This window comes from Streptomyces sp. SirexAA-E (assembly GCF_000177195.2).
In the GTDB taxonomy this organism is placed as follows: domain Bacteria; phylum Actinomycetota; class Actinomycetes; order Streptomycetales; family Streptomycetaceae; genus Streptomyces; species Streptomyces flavovirens.
This window is the reverse complement of sequence record NC_015953.1, coordinates 2,177,182-2,193,874: the sequence shown is the minus strand read 5'-3', so window position 1 is coordinate 2,193,874 and position 16,693 is coordinate 2,177,182. Positions and strand designations below refer to the sequence as shown.

The 16,693-nt window shown below is 72.4% G+C and carries 14 protein-coding genes; 10 read left to right on the top strand and 4 right to left on the bottom strand.

What is annotated here, in order from left to right; all coding sequences use genetic code 11:
- Positions 1 to 11: 11 nt before the first annotated feature.
- The gene (locus tag SACTE_RS09750; RefSeq protein ID WP_014045868.1) at positions 12 to 896 is read left to right on the top strand and encodes a YceI family protein; all 885 of its coding nucleotides are present in this window, start codon (positions 12 to 14) and stop codon (positions 894 to 896) included.
- A 48-nt stretch (positions 897 to 944) separates the two neighbouring features.
- On the opposite strand, the gene SACTE_RS09745 is transcribed toward SACTE_RS09750, so the two are convergent.
- Positions 945 to 1,190, bottom strand: a complete 246-nt coding sequence (locus SACTE_RS09745) for a hypothetical protein (protein ID WP_026358994.1) — start codon at positions 1,188 to 1,190, stop codon at positions 945 to 947.
- Between the two features lie 135 nt (positions 1,191 to 1,325).
- Between SACTE_RS09745 and holA the strand changes: the two genes are divergently transcribed.
- Positions 1,326 to 2,315 carry a DNA polymerase III subunit delta gene (gene holA / locus SACTE_RS09740; protein WP_014045866.1) on the top strand — a complete coding sequence of 330 codons (990 nt, stop codon included), beginning with the start codon at positions 1,326 to 1,328 and terminating at the stop codon, positions 2,313 to 2,315.
- 273 nt (positions 2,316 to 2,588) lie between these two features.
- Here the strand turns inward: holA and rpsT are convergent, their stop codons facing one another.
- On the bottom strand, positions 2,589 to 2,855 hold the full coding sequence (gene rpsT, locus SACTE_RS09735) for a 30S ribosomal protein S20 (RefSeq protein WP_014045865.1): 267 nt from the start codon (positions 2,853 to 2,855) through the stop codon (positions 2,589 to 2,591).
- Positions 2,856 to 3,071: 216 nt separating this feature from the next.
- Here rpsT and lepA point away from each other — a divergent pair, with 216 nt between their 5' ends.
- From lepA to hemW, 4 genes are all read left to right on the top strand, one after another.
- A complete protein-coding gene (lepA, locus tag SACTE_RS09730; protein ID WP_014045864.1) occupies positions 3,072 to 4,946 on the top strand; it encodes a translation elongation factor 4 in 1,875 nt (624 codons plus the stop codon).
- 301 nt (positions 4,947 to 5,247) lie between these two features.
- Entirely contained in the window at positions 5,248 to 7,137 is a 1,890-nt protein-coding gene (locus SACTE_RS09725) for an AMP-dependent synthetase/ligase (RefSeq protein WP_014045863.1), read from the top strand.
- 231 nt (positions 7,138 to 7,368) lie between these two features.
- The gene (locus SACTE_RS09720; protein ID WP_014045862.1) at positions 7,369 to 9,297 is read left to right on the top strand and encodes an ATP-binding SpoIIE family protein phosphatase; all 1,929 of its coding nucleotides are present in this window, start codon (positions 7,369 to 7,371) and stop codon (positions 9,295 to 9,297) included.
- A gap of 11 nt (positions 9,298 to 9,308) precedes the next feature.
- Positions 9,309 to 10,541 (top strand): radical SAM family heme chaperone HemW, encoded by a 1,233-nt coding sequence (gene hemW / locus SACTE_RS09715; protein ID WP_037758552.1) that lies wholly within the window; start codon positions 9,309 to 9,311, stop codon positions 10,539 to 10,541.
- A gap of 50 nt (positions 10,542 to 10,591) precedes the next feature.
- Here hemW and SACTE_RS09710 read toward each other — a convergent pair whose 3' ends face one another.
- Both SACTE_RS09710 and SACTE_RS09705 read right to left on the bottom strand, forming a co-directional pair.
- The gene (locus SACTE_RS09710; RefSeq protein ID WP_014045860.1) at positions 10,592 to 11,410 is read right to left on the bottom strand and encodes a DUF3097 domain-containing protein; all 819 of its coding nucleotides are present in this window, start codon (positions 11,408 to 11,410) and stop codon (positions 10,592 to 10,594) included.
- A 25-nt stretch (positions 11,411 to 11,435) separates the two neighbouring features.
- Positions 11,436 to 12,158: an MBL fold metallo-hydrolase gene (locus SACTE_RS09705; RefSeq protein ID WP_014045859.1), complete on the bottom strand. Its 723-nt coding sequence runs from the start codon at positions 12,156 to 12,158 to the stop codon at positions 11,436 to 11,438.
- 163 nt (positions 12,159 to 12,321) lie between these two features.
- On the opposite strand from SACTE_RS09705, the gene hrcA reads away from it, so the two are divergent.
- From hrcA to SACTE_RS09685, 4 genes are all read left to right on the top strand, one after another.
- Positions 12,322 to 13,338, top strand: coding sequence for a heat-inducible transcriptional repressor HrcA (hrcA, locus tag SACTE_RS09700; protein WP_014045858.1), 1,017 nt, complete (start codon positions 12,322 to 12,324; stop codon positions 13,336 to 13,338).
- Positions 13,339 to 14,478: a molecular chaperone DnaJ gene (dnaJ, locus tag SACTE_RS09695; RefSeq protein WP_014045857.1), complete on the top strand. Its 1,140-nt coding sequence runs from the start codon at positions 13,339 to 13,341 to the stop codon at positions 14,476 to 14,478. It abuts the gene before it with no gap.
- Positions 14,479 to 14,611: 133 nt separating this feature from the next.
- Positions 14,612 to 15,685, top strand: coding sequence for a nitronate monooxygenase (locus tag SACTE_RS09690; protein WP_014045856.1), 1,074 nt, complete (start codon positions 14,612 to 14,614; stop codon positions 15,683 to 15,685).
- Positions 15,682 to 16,425, top strand: coding sequence for a 16S rRNA (uracil(1498)-N(3))-methyltransferase (locus tag SACTE_RS09685; protein ID WP_014045855.1), 744 nt, complete (start codon positions 15,682 to 15,684; stop codon positions 16,423 to 16,425). The genes SACTE_RS09690 and SACTE_RS09685 overlap by 4 nt, the downstream gene beginning before the upstream one ends.
- Positions 16,426 to 16,693: the final 268 nt, after the last annotated feature.

Here is a 16,693-nt window from a genome sequence, read left to right as displayed (position 1 = left end):
AGTACGTGCACATGTTCGGCCGTTTGCTAGGCAAGAAGGCGAAGTCCGGCGCCGCGTTCAACAGCGCCCTCGCGGGGCTGCCGGTGCCGTCCACCGCCGGTCTGCTCAGCTGCCGGGTGCTGGACCCCGTGGGTGAACCGGTGAGGCAGGCGGAGTTCACCGTCGCCGACGCCTCCGGCCGCAAGGTCGTCGGCGGCGAGACGGATCCGTTCGGGAGCGTCGTCGCCACGCTCCCGCCGGGCGACTACCGGCTGGCTGTCACGGCGGAGGGTTTCACCCCGTTCCACAGCCCGGCCACCGTCCCCGAGGGCGGGCACACCGGGCTCGGGGACGTCACGCTCCAGGTGTCCCAGCCGCCTCAGCTCCCGGCCCCGGGGGACTGGGAGGTCGAGCCGATGCACTCCCAGATCGGATTCACGGCCCGTCATATCGGGATGGCCCGCATCCGGGGCAGGTTCAACACCTTCGCCGGGGCGGTCAGGATCGCCGACCGCATGGAGGACTCCGCCATGCACGTCGTCATCGACGCCGCGTCGATCGACACGAACGTCCAGATGCGCGACGACCACCTGCGCTCCTCCGACTTCCTCGACGTCGGGCGCTACCCCACGCTGGAGTTCTACAGCGACCGCTTCGTCCACCGGGGCGGCAGCCGCTGGGGGGTCAGCGGTGCGCTCACCCTGCACGGCGTGAGCCGCACGGTGACGCTGGACACCCGTTATCTCGGCTTGGGCAACGGACTGGAGGGCGAGGTACGCGCGGCCTGCCGTGCCACCACGGAGCTGCACCGGGAGGACTTCACCCTCACCTGGCAGACGATGCTGGCCCGCGGGATCGCCGTGGTCGGCTCCAGCATCGAGATCGACATGGACATCCAGATCGTCCCCAAGGGCTGACCGGCCGCCGTCGGCGGGGCGGGCAGACGCCCGGCGGGCCGGGCGCCGTCACGGGACCTCCAGCCACCCCTCGTACTCCGCGGCGAACGCGTCGAGGGCCGCGGCGTCCAGGCGCCCGGCCGGGTCCTCCACGACCACCAGCCACTGGGCGTCCTCGGCGTCGTCCTCGCCGGCCAGGGCGTCCCGTACGAGCTGCGGCTCCTCGGTGACCCCGAAGCGGTCGGGCAGTTCGTCGGCCACGTCCTGGGCCGTGTCGCGGTCGGGCAGCACCAGCACATGTCTCACATCGCTCACCCGGACATTCTCCGGCATCCGCGGCCCACGGCTGTCCGCGGGACCAGGGGCGGCCGCCGGTCCCGGCACCCCCGGCCGGACCGGAGGGGCAGGGGCGAGGACCGCTGTCACAGGTGCGTGGGATGCTGGACGGCGATGGCCACCAGAAGGAATTCCACCGACGATCCGCTCGCCCCCGTCACGCTGGCCGTGGGCCAGGAGGACCTGCTCCTGGACCGTGCCGTGCAGCAGGTGGTGGCGGCGGCCCGCGCGTCCGACGCCGACACCGACGTGCGCGACCTGACCTCCGACCAGCTCCAGCCCGGCACACTCGCCGAGCTCACCAGCCCCTCGCTCTTCGCGGAACGCAAGGTGGTGATCGTCCGCAACGCGCAGGACATCTCCGCCGACACGATCAAGGACGTCAAGGCGTACCTCTCCGCGCCCGCCGAGGAGATCACGCTCGTGCTCCTGCACGCGGGAGGGGCCAAGGGCAAGGGCCTGCTGGACGCCGTACGGAAGTCCGGGGCACGCGAGGTCGCCTGCCCCAGGACGACCAAGCCCGCCGAGCGGCTCACCTTCGTCAGGTCGGAGTTCCGGGCGCTCGGGCGTTCCGCCACCCCCGAGGCATGCCAGGCGCTCGTGGACTCCATCGGCAGCGATCTGCGTGAGCTGGCGAGCGCCGTCTCGCAGCTGACCGCCGACGTCGAGGGGACCATCGACGAGGCGGTCGTCGGCCGCTACTACACGGGCCGCGCGGAGGCTTCCTCCTTCACCGTGGCCGACCGCGCGGTCGAGGGCAGGGCCGCGGAGGCGCTGGAGGCGCTGCGCTGGTCCCTGTCGACCGGGGTCGCGCCCGTGCTGATCACCAGCGCCCTCGCCCAGGGGGTCCGCGCGATCGGCAAGCTGTCGTCGGCCCGTGGAGGCCGACCGGCCGACCTCGCGCGGGAACTCGGCATGCCCCCCTGGAAGATCGACCGGGTCCGCCAGCAGATGCGCGGATGGACGCCCGACGGGGTGTCGGTGGCTCTGCGGGCCGTCGCGGCGGCCGACGCCGGGGTCAAGGGCGGCGGGGACGACCCGGAGTACGCCCTGGAGAAAGCCGTGGTCGCGATCGCCCGCGCGGCCCGTTCCGGCGGGCGCTGAGGCACCCGGGGCCCGCCGGAGTCCGGGGACGCCCACGGACGGGAACCCGGGCAGCGCGAAGACCCCGGCAGCGCGAAGGCCCGGGCAGCGCGAAGGCCTGGACAGCGCGAAGGCCCCGGGTCGTGTCCTGGGGAGGACGGGCCCGGGGCCTTCGTTCACACTCGGTGCGCCGCACCCGCGTGGCGAACGCAGGTTCGGTGTGCGGCGCGGGGTGCCGGTCAGGAGCGGGAGAGAGGGCCCGCTGAGTCCGTTCCGGCGTTCACATCACAAAGCTCAGCCCTGGAGGCCGGCCACCTTGACTGCCAGCGCCGACTTCTTGTTGGCGGCGGAGTTCTTGTGGATGACACCCTTCGAGACAGCCTTGTCGAGCGCGCGCGACGCGTCGCGAGCGGCCACGGTGGCCTTCTCGACGTCGCCGGCGGCGGCGGCCTCACGGGCCTTGCGGATCGCGGTCTTGAGCGACGACTTGACGGCCTTGTTGCGCAGGCGCGCCTTCTCGTTCGTCTTGTTCCGCTTGATCTGGGACTTGATGTTCGCCACGAAAGAGCCTTTTCAGGTTCGTTGGATCTTCATTGGAGTGCCGCGCCGCTTCGGAGAGCCACGAGGCACAGCTGCCCACGGTATCAGTCACCCTCGGACCGGCCCAAACCGTTCGCTGCCGCTCAGGCGTGGGACGATGGAAGCTACGTATCGATCCGTCCGACCCGACTTCGACCCGAGACACGGCGTCCGGCGTCTCAAGAATCAGGACCCTGCGTGCCCGCGACTCCTACCCACGTGCCCGAGCCGAGCCGTACCGACCCGGCGCTGATCCGCAACTTCTGCATCATCGCTCACATCGACCACGGCAAGTCGACGCTTGCCGACCGGATGCTTCAGCTGACGGGTGTGGTCGACCAGCGGCAGATGCGCGCTCAGTACCTCGACCGGATGGACATCGAGCGCGAGCGCGGAATCACCATCAAGTCCCAGGCGGTCCGTCTGCCGTGGGCGCCCAACGAGGGCGAGGACCAGGGCAAGACCCACATCCTCAACATGATCGACACCCCCGGCCACGTGGACTTCACCTACGAGGTCTCGCGCTCCCTCGCCGCCTGCGAGGGCACGATCCTGCTCGTCGACGCGGCCCAGGGCATCGAGGCCCAGACCCTCGCCAACCTCTACCTGGCGATGGAGAACGACCTCACCATCGTGCCGGTGCTCAACAAGATCGACCTGCCCGCCGCACAGCCGGAGAAGTTCTCCGAGGAGCTGGCCAACCTCATCGGCTGCCGGCCCGAGGACGTGCTCAAGGTCTCGGCGAAGACCGGGGTCGGCGTGGACGCCCTGCTCGACCGGGTGGTCCGGGACATCCCCGCCCCCGTCGGCCAGGCCGACGCCGCGGCCCGCGCGATGATCTTCGACTCGGTGTACGACCCCTACCGGGGCGTCGTCACCTACGTCAGGGTCGTCGACGGCCAGCTCAACAAGCGTGAGCGCATCAGGATGATGTCGACGGGCGCCACCCACGAGCTGCTGGAGATCGGTGTCTCCTCCCCGGAGATGACCCCGGCCGACGGCATCGGCGTCGGCGAGGTCGGCTACATCATCACCGGCGTGAAGGACGTACGGCAGTCCAAGGTCGGTGACACCATCACCAGCCTCAGCAACGGCGCGACCGAGGCGCTGGGCGGTTACAAGGACCCCAAGCCCATGGTGTTCTCGGGCCTGTACCCGCTGGACGGCTCGGACTACCCGGACCTGCGCGAGGCCCTGGACAAGCTCCAGCTCAACGACGCCGCCCTGGTGTACGAGCCGGAGACCTCGGCCGCCCTCGGCTTCGGCTTCCGTGTCGGCTTCCTCGGCCTGCTCCACCTCGACGTGATCCGCGAGCGGCTGGAGCGCGAGTTCGGCCTGGAGCTCATCGCCACCGCGCCCAACGTGGTCTACCGCGTCGAGATGGAGGACGGCACCGAGCACACCGTCACCAACCCGAGCGAGTTCCCCGAGGGCAAGATCGACAAGGTGCACGAGCCGGTCGTGAGGGCCACGGTCCTGGCGCCCAGCGAGTTCATCGGCGCGATCATGGAGCTCTGCCAGAACCGGCGCGGCACCCTGCTCGGCATGGACTACCTCTCCGAGGACCGGGTCGAGATCCGCTACACCCTGCCGCTGGCCGAGATCGTCTTCGACTTCTTCGACCAGCTGAAGTCGAAGACCCGGGGCTACGCCTCGCTCGACTACGAGCCCACCGGCGAGCAGGCGGCCCAGCTCGTCAAGGTCGACATCCTGCTGCACGGTGACAAGGTCGACGCCTTCTCCGCGGTCACCCACAAGGACAAGGCGTACGCGTACGGCGTCCGGCTCGTCGCCAAGCTGCAGAAGCTCATCCCCCGGCAGAACTTCGAGGTGCCGATCCAGGCCGCCATCGGCTCCCGGGTCATCGCCCGCGAGACCGTCCGCGCCATCCGCAAGGACGTCCTCGCCAAGTGCTACGGCGGTGACATCTCCCGCAAGCGGAAGCTGCTGGAGAAGCAGAAGGAAGGCAAGAAGCGGATGAAGATGGTCGGCAACGTGGAGGTGCCGCAGGACGCGTTCATCTCCGTCCTGTCGACCGACGAGTCCGCCGGCGAGGGCAAGGGCAAGAAGTAGCACCCGGCCGCGCGCCCCGGCCCCGGGGCGCGCGGCATCCCCCGGCCCCCGGGTCGCGCGGGGCCGGAACCACCGACGGGCCCCTGGGCTGCGGACACCTCCGCGGCCCAGGGGCCCGTCGTTCGTTATGAAGCGGCGGCCTGTTGCCCCTTACGCCGCGGACCCGCGCGCTCTAGTCTGAGCAGCACCCCGTTAGTTACTCGCCAGTTAAACAAGCAGGCCGAGCGGGAACGAAAAGCAGGAAGACAAGCAGCAGCACCAAGAAGCCGGTCGTAGCAATGCCGCAGGCCCGGAGGACGTCGTGAGCGACACACAGACCCTGATCGACAGCCGGCCGCCCTCCGTGGCGACCCTCTTCATCGACCGCGTGGCGGCCACCCCGGACGGGGAGGCCTACCGCTACCCCGTGGCGGCGGCCTCCGGGCAGGGGCCCGACGACTGGAAGTCGCTGACCTGGGCGCAGGCGGCGACCCGGGTGTACGCCATCGCGGCCGGTCTGATCGCTCTGGGCGTACGCCCCGAGGAGCGCGTCGCGCTCGCCTCCTCCACCCGTGTCGAGTGGATCCTCGCCGACCTCGGGGTGATGTGCGCCGGCGCCGCGACCACGACGGTCTACCCCTCGACGAACACCGGTGAGTCCGCCTTCATCCTGGCCGACTCCGAGAGCCGGGTCCTGATCGCGGAGGACGCCACCCAGCTGGCGAAGGCCCGGGAGAGCCGGGCCGAGCTGCCCCACCTCGCCCACGTCGTCGTCATCGACCCGGCCGGCGCCGAACCCGCCGATGGCGACCCGGAGGGCTGGCTCCTGACCCTGGCCGAGCTGGAGGCACGGGGCGCCGAACACCTCGAGAAGAACCCGGACGCGATCACCGAGCGGGTAGCCGCGATCACCTCCGACCAGCTGGCGACGCTGATCTACACCTCGGGCACCACCGGCCGTCCCAAGGGCGTACGGCTCCCGCACGACAACTGGTCGTACATGGCCAAGGCCACCGTGGCGACCGGGCTGATCACCGCGGGCGACGTCCAGTACCTCTGGCTGCCGCTCGCCCACGTCTTCGGCAAGGTCCTCACCTCCGGCCAGATCGAGGTCGGCCACGTCACCGCCGTCGACGGCCGTGTCGACAAGATCATCGAGAACCTGCCGGTCGTGCAGCCGACCTACATGGCGGCCGTTCCCCGGATCTTCGAGAAGGTCTACAACGGGGTCGCGGCCAAGGCCCGGGCCGGCGGGGGCGCCAAGTACAAGATCTTCCAGTGGGCGGCCGGGGTGGCCCGCGAGTACGCGCAGGTCTCCCAGGACAACTTCCGGCGCACCGGTACGGCGTCCGTGCCGTTCGCCCTCGGGGCCAAGCACAAGGTGGCCGACACCCTGGTCTTCGCGAAGATCAGGGAGGCCTTCGGCGGGCGGCTCCGTGCCTGCGTCTCCGGTTCGGCCGCCCTCGCCCCCGACATCGGGTTCTTCTTCGCCGGCGCCGGTATCCACATCCTGGAGGGCTACGGCCTCACCGAGTCCAGCGCCGCGTCCTTCGTGAACCCCGGCGAGGCCTACCGCACCGGCACCGTGGGCAAGCCGCTGCCCGGCACGGAGGTGCGGATCGCGGACGACGGCGAGATCCTGCTGCGCGGCCCCGGGGTGATGGAGGGGTACCACCGGCTGCCGGAGAAGACCGCCGAGGTGCTGGAGTCCGACGGCTGGTTCCACACCGGGGACATCGGCGAGCTCTCCCAGGACGGCTATCTGCGGATCACCGACCGCAAGAAGGACCTGATCAAGACGTCCGGCGGCAAGTACATCGCCCCGGCGGAGGTCGAGGGGCAGTTCAAGGCGGTGTGCCCGTTCGTCTCGAACATCCTGGTGCACGGTGCCGACCGGAACTTCTGCACCGCCCTCATCGCGCTCGACGAGCCGACCATCCTCGGCTGGGCCGAGGAGAACGGCCTGGGCGGCAAGCCCTACGCCGACGTGGTGGCCTCCCCGCAGGCCGTCGAGCTCATCGAGGGGTATGTGAAGCGGCTCAACGAGGGCCTCCAGCGCTGGCAGACCATCAAGAAGTTCCGTCTGCTGCCGCGCGACCTGGACATCGAGCACGGCGAGCTGACCCCCAGCCTCAAGCTGAAGCGGCCGGTCGTCGAGCGCGAGTACAAGGACCTCATCGAGGAGATGTACGCGGGCTCACGCGAGGCGTGAGGCCCCGGGCGCCGGGGCGGGGCGCGGACGCGCGCGTCAGGGCCGGGGCCGGCGGATGCGCGGGCGTCCGCCGGCCCCGGCCGTTTCTGTCCGACGTCGATCGTTTCGGTGACTCGGTGCTTATGGGCGCGGCCGGTCTGTCACTCTGTCCTAGGGTCTTTCGTCCTCCGTGTCCGGACGGAAGACCCTGGAGCGTCAGCGGCGTATCGCGAGACCGTCAGGAGCCGCACCGTGGGGCCCATTCCCTTGCAGCGGGACATCGTGCACCGTCCCGGAAGCGTCGTCGCCGGTCAGGGCGACGACCCTCGTTCGGTCGCCCGTACGAGCCTGCCCGGCATTCCGCTGGCCCCCTCCGCGGGCCGCCGGTTCGTCAGGGCCGCCCTCGCCGAGTGGGCCGCGCTCGGCCTGCCCGGGCCCGGGGGCTTCGGCGACCGGCTCGCCGACGACGCGGTGACCGTGGCCAACGAACTGGTCACCAACGCCGTCGTGCACGCCGGTACGGCCGTCGAGCTGCTCCTCCGTCTGGAGGGCGCCTCCGGCGCGGAGCCGGCCGCGCTGGTCCTGGAGATCACCGACCACCATCCCGCGCGGTCGGTGCGCGACGACCCGGAGCAGCGCCCCGATCCCGCCGAGTACGGCCGCGGGCTCCAGCTCGTGGCCACCCTCGCCGAGTCCTGGGGCATCACCTACCGCACCGGACTCAAGACCGTCTGGGCCCGGCTGCCCGCGGACGACTGGAAGGACCTCCCCGCCGCCCCGGGGTCGTCCGGGGAGGCGACGCCCCGCCCCCGCACGGTGGGCGCCCTCGCCGCGGAGGAGGACGACGGGCGGGACAGCGGTCTGGCCGGGCGCGGGGCGCTCTCCTTCCTGGCCGAGGCGTCCGACCTGCTCGCCGGCCAGCTCGATGAGGACCTGGTGGCCTCGACGGCGGGTCAGCTGGTGGTGGACCGGCTCGCCGACTGGTGCGCGATCTGGCTGGAGAGCGAGGGCGGCGGCCCGGGGGCGGCCCCGCGGCTCGCCGGGGTCTGGCACCGCGACGAGGCGGCGGTCGACCTGCTGCGCCCGGCGCTGGAGAAGGAGCCGTTCCGCTTACCCGCCGGGGTGGGGCCGGGCGCCGTCCCCGTGCCGTGGCCGCGCGACGCCCAGGACGGGCGCGGGGGCACCGCCGGCACCGTCCTCGCCCACGGCATCGCCTCCGGCGGACGCACGCTCGGCGCCGTGCTCGTCGGCCGGGAGGGCGTCGCGCACTTCCCGGGTGAGGTCGCCGCACTCGTCGCCGACTTCGTACGCCGCGTCGGCCTCGCCGTGGGAGCCGCACGGGCCTACACCCGGCAGGCCACCATCAGCCGCATCCTGCAGCGCGGCCTGCTGCCCAGCAAGGTCGCCGACATACCGGGTGTCAGCAGCGCCCTGGTGTACGAACCGGGCGACGACGGGGTGGTCGGGGGAGACTTCTACGACCTCTTCCCCTGCCCCGGCGGCCGCTGGTGCTTCGTCCTCGGCGACGTCCAGGGCAGCGGACCGGAGGCCGCCGTCGTCACCGGCCTCGCCCGGCCCTGGCTGCGGCTGCTGTCCCGGGAGGGCTTCAGCGTCGGCGAGGTCCTGGACCGGCTCAACCGGCTCCTGCTCGACGACGCCATGGAGGCCGCCGAGGCCGCAGCCCTGATGGTCGCGGCGGCGGGCGGCCAGCAGATCCAGGACGGCTCCCAGTCCCGCTTCCTCTCGCTGCTCTACGGCGACCTCGTGCCGCTGCCCGGCGGCGGGGTGCGCTGCACCGTGGCCAGCGCCGGGCACCCGCTGCCGCTGCTGCTGCGCCCCGACGGCCTCGTACGCCCGGCGGCCGAGCCGCAGGTCCTGCTCGGCGTCGTCGAGGACGTGGCGTACGAGAGCCAGAGCTTCGAGCTGGCACCGGGCGACAGCCTTCTCTGCGTCACCGACGGGGTGACCGAGCGGCGCTCCGGGCGGCTGATGTTCGACGACGGCGACGGGCTCGCGCAGGCTCTGGCCGCCTGTGCGGGGCTGTCGGCGGACGGCATCGCCGACCGGATCAGGCGGGCCGTCCACGCGTTCGCCGAGCAGCCGCCCGACGACGACCTCGCGCTGCTCGTGCTCCAGGTCGGCCCGCCGGAGCGTGGAGGGGAAAGCACCGGCGACGGGTGACAATGGACGGTATGCCTTCCGTACTGCCCGATGGTGAACCCGTGCCCGACGACGGGGCCCTGCCTCGCCATGCCCTGGAAGGCGCCGCCGACCGGCCGCTCGGCTTCTACCTGCACGTGCCCTACTGCGCGACCCGCTGCGGGTACTGCGACTTCAACACCTACACCGCGACCGAGCTGCGTGGCTCCGGGGGCGCTCTGGCCTCCCGGGACAACTACGCGGCGCACCTGGTCGAGGAGGTGCGCCAGGCCCGCAAGGTGCTCGGTGACGACCCGCGCCCGGTCCGCACCGTCTTCGTCGGCGGTGGTACGCCCACGCTGCTGCCCGCCGCCGACCTCGTCAGGATGCTCGCGGCGATCCGGGAGGAGTTCGGGCTGGCGGACGACGCGGAGATCACCACGGAGGCCAATCCCGAGTCCGTCGGCCCGGCCTATCTCCAGGCCCTGCGGGAGGGCGGTTTCAACCGGATCTCCTTCGGGATGCAGAGTGCCCGGCAGCACGTCCTGAAGATCTTGGACCGCACCCACACCCCGGGGCGGCCCGAGGCCTGCGTCGCCGAAGCCCGCGCGGCCGGGTTCGAGCACGTCAACCTCGACCTGATCTACGGCACCCCGGGGGAGTCGGACGACGACTGGCGGGCCTCCCTGGACGCGGCGATCGGCGCGGGCCCCGACCATGTGTCCGCCTACGCGCTGATCGTGGAGGAGGGCACCCAGCTGGCCCGGCGCATCCGGCGCGGCGAGGTCCCGATGACCGACGACGACGTCCACGCCGACCGCTACCTGATCGCCGACGAGGCGATGGCCGCCGCGGGCTTCTCCTGGTACGAGGTCTCCAACTGGTCCCGCACGCCCGAGGGGCGCTGCCTGCACAACGAGCTGTACTGGCGCGGCGCCGACTGGTGGGGCGCGGGTCCCGGGGCGCACAGCCACGTCGGCGGTGTGCGCTGGTGGAACGTCAAGCACCCCGGGGCGTACGCACAGGCGCTCGCCGAGGGCCGCTCGCCCGGGGCGGGCCGTGAGGTCCTCGGCGACGAGGACCGGCGGGTGGAGCGCATCCTGCTGGAGTTGAGGCTCGTGGAGGGCTGCCCGCTGTCCCTGCTGGCACCGGCCGGACTGGCCGCGGCGGGCAGGGCGGTGGCGGACGGACTGCTGGAGCCCGGACCGTTCGGTGAGGGCCGCGCGGTCCTGACCCTGCGGGGGCGGCTGCTGGCGGACGCGGTGGTCCGGGACCTCGTCGACTGACACCCCGGGGCGTGCGCGGGCCCGCGCACGCCCCGGGTGGTCCGGTGCCCTCAGGCGGGCAGGGTGACGAAGTCGATCAGTTCCTCGACCCGCCCCAGCAACTGGGGCTCCAGGTCCTTGTACGAGTTGACCCGGGACAGGATGTGCTGCCAGGCCGCCCCGGTGTTCTCCGGCCATCCCAGCGCCCGGCACACCCCCGTCTTCCAGTCCTGGCCGCGCGGCACCACCGGCCACGCCTCGATCCCCACGGACGAGGGCTTCACGGCCTCCCAGACGTCGATGTACGGATGCCCCACCACGAGCACGTGCCCGTCGGTGACCTGTGCGGCGATCCGGGACTCCTTCGAGCCCGGCACCAGATGGTCGACCAGCACACCGAGCCGGGCACCCGGGCCCGGGGCGAACTCCCGGACGATCGCCGGAAGGTCGTCGACGCCCTCCAGGTACTCCACCACCACGCCCTCGATGCGCAGGTCGTCGCCCCAGACCCGCTCCACGAGCTCGGCGTCGTGCCGCCCCTCCACATAGATGCGGCCCGCCCGGGCCACCCGCGCCCGCGCCCCGGGCACCGCCACCGACCCGGACGCCGTACGGGCCGGGCGGACCGGGCCGCCGGCCGACGGGCGGACGAGGGTGACGACCTTGCCCTCCAGCAGGAAGCCGCGCGGTTCCATCGGGAACACCCGGTGCTTGCCGAAACGGTCCTCCAGGGTGACCGCAGGACCCTGGGCCGTCTTCTCGCACCGGATCACCGCACCGCAGAAACCGGTGGACACCTCCTCCACCACGAGATCGGGCTCGGCGGGGACCTCGGGAACGGGGGCGGACCTCTTCCACGGCGGGGTCAGATCCGGCTGATAGCTGCGCATGGACCGACGATAGGCCGAGGCCCGTTCACGACACGCCGAACCGGTCCGCCAGCCGGGCGCGCTGCGCCCGTACGAACGCCGCGTCCACCACCGCCCCGTGGCCCGGGACGTACAGCGCGTCCTCGCCGCCCAGCTCCAGCAGCCGGTCCAGCGCGGCCGGCCAGCGGGCGGGCACGGCGTCGGGGCCCGCCTGCGGTTCGCCTGACTCCTCGACCAGATCGCCGCAGAGCACCACGACCGGGGAGCCCGGCACCAGCACCGCCAGGTCGTGGCCGCTGTGCCCCGGACCCACGTTCGCCAGCAGCACCTGGAGGCCGCCGCCCAGGTCGAGCGTCCAGTCACCGCTCACCTGGTGGCGTGGGACCACCAGGGCGTCCGTCGCCGCCGTGGCGTCCTCCTCGTCCACCCCGTGGCGCAGAGCGTCCGCGCGCAGCTCCGCCGCCCCCCGGGACAGCAGCTCCGCCGTGCCGACCGCCCCGTAGACCTCGGCCCCGGCGAAGGCGGCGGTGCCCAGCACATGGTCGAAGTGCGGGTGGCTCAGTGCGATATGCGTCACCCTCCGGCCGAGCAGGCCCTCGGCCTGGGCCCGCAGCTCGGCCCCTTCCCGGAGCGTGGAGCCGGTGTCGTAGAGGAGCGCGCCCTCCGCCCCGGCCACCAGCGCGGCGGTCGCGTCCCAGCGGGGGAGGCGCCGGCGCCCCGTACCGTCGCCCAACCGCTCCCAGCCGAAGTCTTCCCAAGAGACGTCCATGCGACGACGCTATCGGCAACGACCTGGGCCCTCGCGCGACGGCCTGGCCGGTCGCCCTTGCCCCGGGCCCACCCCGCCCCCGTACACTGACCGGGGATTGCTGGCACTCGAACGCACAGAGTGCCAGGCAGGGACCGGAGAACGACAGCTGGAGGTGTGCGCGGTGCTCAGCGAACGCAGACTCGAAGTGCTGCGCGCCATCGTCCAGGACTACGTCGGCACCGAGGAGCCCGTCGGCTCGAAGGCGCTCACGGAGCGGCACAACCTGGGGGTCTCCCCGGCGACCGTCCGTAACGACATGGCGGTGCTGGAGGACGAGGGCTTCATCGCCCAGCCGCACACCAGTGCGGGGCGCATCCCCACGGACAAGGGGTACCGGCTCTTCGTCGACAAGCTCGCGGGCGTCAAGCCCCTGTCGTCGCCGGAGCGCCGCGCGATCCAGAACTTCCTCGTCGGCGCGGTCGACCTCGACGACGTCGTGGGCCGTACCGTCCGGCTGCTGGCGCAGCTGACCCGGCAGGTCGCCGTCGTGCAGTACCCCTCGCTGACCCGTTCGACCGTGCGGCACGTGGAGCTGCTCTCGCTGGCTCCCGCCCGGCTGATGCTCGTCCTGATCACGGATACGGGCCGCGTCGAGCAGCGTATGATCGACTGCCCTGCCCCGTTCGGGGACGCCCCTCTGGCGGATCTGCGGGCCCGGCTCAACAGCCGGGTCGTCGGGCGCCGCTTCGCGGACGTCCCGCAGCTGGTGCAGGACCTGCCGGAATCCTTCGAGACCGAGGACCGGGCGACCGTGTCCACGGTCCTGTCCGTCCTTCTCGAAACTCTGGTCGAAGAGACGGAGGAGCGGCTGATCATCGGCGGCACCTCCAACCTCACCCGCTTCGGGCACGACTTCCCTGTGATGATCCGGCCGGTGCTGGAAGCACTGGAGGAGCAGGTCGTGCTGCTGAAGCTGCTCGGTGAGGCCACGGACTCAGGCATGACCGTACGGATCGGGCACGAGAACGCCCACGAGGGCCTCAACTCCACGTCCGTCGTCGCGGTCGGCTACGGTTCGGGCGACGAGGCAGTCGCCAAACTCGGCGTGGTCGGACCGACCCGCATGGACTACCCCGGAACGATGGGAGCGGTACGCGCAGTGGCACGTTACGTCGGACAGATCCTGGCGGAGTCGTAAGTGGCCACGGACTACTACGCCGTACTCGGCGTGCGCCGCGACGCTTCCCAGGACGAGATCAAGAAGGCATTCCGCAGACTCGCCCGCGAGCTGCACCCGGATGTCAACCCCGATCCGAAGACCCAGGAGCGGTTCAAGGAGATCAACGCCGCCTACGAGGTGTTGTCGGACCCGCAGAAGAAGCAGGTCTACGACCTCGGCGGCGACCCGCTGTCCGCCTCGGGCGGCGGCGGTGGCGCGGGAGGCTTCGGAGCCGGCGGCTTCGGCAACTTCAGCGACATCATGGACGCGTTCTTCGGCAACGCAGCGCAGCGCGGGCCCCGTTCGCGCACCCGGCGCGGCCAGGACGCGATGATCCGGCTGGAGATCGACCTCAACGAGGCGGCCTTCGGCACCACCAAGGACATCCAGGTCGACACGGCCGTCGTCTGTACGACGTGCAGCGGCGAGGGTGCCGCGCCCGGCACCTCCGCGCAGACCTGTGACATGTGCCGCGGCCGTGGCGAGGTCTCCCAGGTCACCCGGTCCTTCCTCGGCCAGGTCATGACCTCGCGCCCCTGCCCGCAGTGCCAGGGCTTCGGCACGGTCGTGCCGACCCCGTGCCCCGAGTGCGCCGGTGACGGCCGCACCCGTTCGCGGCGCACCCTGACCGTGAAGATCCCCGCGGGCGTCGACAACGGCACCCGGATCCAGCTCGCGGGCGAGGGCGAGGTCGGCCCCGGCGGCGGCCCCGCCGGCGACCTGTACGTCGAGATCCACGAGCTGTCGCACGCCGTGTTCCAGCGGCGCGGTGACGACCTGCACTGCACGGTCACCCTTCCGATGACGGCCGCGGCCCTCGGCACCCAGGTGCCGCTGGAGACGCTGGACGGCCTGGAGGAGATCGACATCCGGCCGGGTACCCAGTCCGGCCAGTCCGTCCCGCTGCACGGGCGGGGCGTCACGCACCTGCGCGGCGGTGGTCGCGGCGACCTGATCGTGCACGTCGAGGTGATCACCCCGACCAAGCTCGACCCCGAGCAGGAGCGGCTGCTGCGGGAGCTGTCGAAGCTGCGTGGCGAGGAGCGGCCCACCGGCCAGTTCCAGCCGGGCCAGCAGGGGCTGTTCTCCCGGCTGAAGGACGCCTTCAACGGGCGCTGAACCCGCTTCGGCACCCGTCCCGCACCGCCCGCCGGTCCCGTACCGGCGGGCGGTGCGGCGTTGCGTCCGGGAGGAGCCGCGGGGCGGTGCCTGCTGATTCGGAGCGTCGTGCGGGACGTGGCACGATGCGGTCATGTCCTTGGCGCTGACCGATCTGAGCCGGTATCCCGTCGTGCAGGCCCCGATGGCCGGCGGAGCCTCCGGTCCGCCCCTGGCCGCCGCCGTCGCCGACGCCGGGGGGCTCGGGTTCCTCGCCGCCGGCTACAAGACGGCGGACGGCATGTACCAGGAGATCAAGCAGCTGCGCGCGCTGACCGGCCAGCCGTTCGGCGTGAACCTCTTCATGCCGCAGCCCCCGCTCGCCGACCTCAGCGCCGTCGAGGTCTACCGCCACCAGCTCGCCGGTGAGGCAGCCTGGTACGAGACCCCGCTCGGCGACCCGGACCCCGGAGGCGACGACGGCTACGAGGCGAAGGTCGCGATCCTGCTGGAGGACCCCGTCCCGGTGGTCTCCTTCACCTTCGGCTGCCCCGCCCGCGAGGTCCTCGACGCGTTCGCCGCGGCCGGTACGTTCACCGTCGTGACGGTGACCTCCGCCCAGGAGGCGCGGAACGCGCAGTGGGCGGGCGCCCACGCCGTCTGCGTCCAGGGCGTCGAGGCGGGCGGCCACCAGTCCACGCACCGCGACGACCCGCAGGGCGGACTCACCGGCACCGGACTCCTCACCCTCGTCGCCGAGGTCCGCGAGAGCGTCCAGCTGCCCCTCGTCGCGGCCGGGGGGCTGATGCGCGGATCCCAGATCGCCGCCGTGCTGGCGGCGGGCGCGGACGCCGCGCAGCTGGGAACGGCGTTCCTGGTCTGCCCGGAGTCGGGCGCGCACGTGCTGCACAAACAGGCCCTGACCAACCCGCTCTTCGTGACGACGGCCCTGACCCGCGCCTTCTCCGGGCGTCCGGCCCGCGGGCTGGTCAACCGCTTCGTCCGGGAGCACGGGCCGTACGCCCCCGCCGCCTACCCGCAGGTGCACCAGCTGACCGGCGGACTGCGCAAGGCCGCAGCCCGGACCGGGGACGCCCAGGGCATGGCGCTGTGGGCGGGGCAGGGCCACCGGATGGCACGCGAGCTGCCCGCCGGTGAACTCGTGCAACTGCTCGCCGCCGAGACGGATGCCGCGCGTGCGGCAGTGAGTGGGAGGAGCACCCGGTGACGGCACCGGTCTTCGTCGTCGAACACCTGGCTGACGGGCCGGAGTTCGTGCTGGAGGGACCCGAGGGGAGGCACGCCGTCTCGGTGAAGCGGCTGAACCCCGGTGAGGAGGTCGTCCTCACCGACGGACGCGGTCGCTGGGCGGAGGGCGTCGTCCGCGCGGCCGAGGGCAAGGACCGGCTCGTGGTCGGCCTCACGGCGGTGCGGGAGGAGCCCGTGCCCGCCCCCCGGATCACCGTCGTCCAGGCGCTCCCCAAGGGCGACCGGGGCGAGGTCGCCGTGGAGACGATGACCGAGACGGGTGTGGACGCGATCGTGCCCTGGCAGGCCTCGCGCTGCATCACGCAGTGGAAGGGCGACCGGGGGCTCAAGTCCCTGGCCAAGTGGCGCACCACCGCCCGTGAAGCGGGCAAGCAGTCGCGTCGGGTGCGCTTCTGCGAGGTGTCCGAGGCGATGACGACCAAGCAGGTCGCCGCGCTGCTGGCCGGGGCGGACTTCGCGGGTGTCCTGCACGAGGACCGGGATGTGCCCAGCGCCGCGCTGGCCACCGCCGAACTCCCGGTACGGGGCTCGATCGTGCTGGTCGTCGGTCCGGAGGGCGGTGTCTCCCCGCAGGAGCTCGCGGTCTTCGCCGAGGCCGGGGCCCCGCCCTACCGGCTCGGCCCGAGCGTGCTGCGCACCTCGACGGCGGGGACGGCCGCGGCGGCGTTGCTGATGGGACGTACGGGACGCTGGGGCTGACACCGGCACGCGGGCCGTTCCCCGGTCGGCTGCGGGCCTGGTGAGCCCCGGGGCCCTGTGCCGCGTCGTCCCGTGCTCCGGCCCCGCCCGCCCCGGGGGCCTGACGCCACCCCGGGCCCGGTGCCCCCACGTCCCGCCCCGCGTCGCGTGCCACCCCGGGTCCCGCCGTGCCGTCCACCGGGCCGGATAGCATGCCGGAGTACCGATCACGTCCACCGAGCGGCGCCCCAGGCGGGGCACGCTCACCCCACGCGACCGAGGAGGCCGG

Bases quoted from the DNA above. Each gene is read 5' to 3' on its own strand.
- SACTE_RS09705 (WP_014045859.1), bottom strand. From the start codon at position 12,158: ATGGACGTCTCTTGGGAAGACTTCGGCTGGGAGCGGTTGGGCGACGGT.
- SACTE_RS09690 (WP_014045856.1), top strand. From the start codon at position 14,612: ATGTCCTTGGCGCTGACCGATCTGAGCCGGTATCCCGTCGTGCAGGCC.
- hemW (WP_037758552.1), top strand. From the start codon at position 9,309: ATGCCTTCCGTACTGCCCGATGGTGAACCCGTGCCCGACGACGGGGCC.
- holA (WP_014045866.1), top strand. From the start codon at position 1,326: ATGGCCACCAGAAGGAATTCCACCGACGATCCGCTCGCCCCCGTCACG.
- SACTE_RS09750 (WP_014045868.1), top strand. From the start codon at position 12: ATGTTCGGCCGTTTGCTAGGCAAGAAGGCGAAGTCCGGCGCCGCGTTC.
- SACTE_RS09710 (WP_014045860.1), bottom strand. From the start codon at position 11,410: ATGCGCAGCTATCAGCCGGATCTGACCCCGCCGTGGAAGAGGTCCGCC.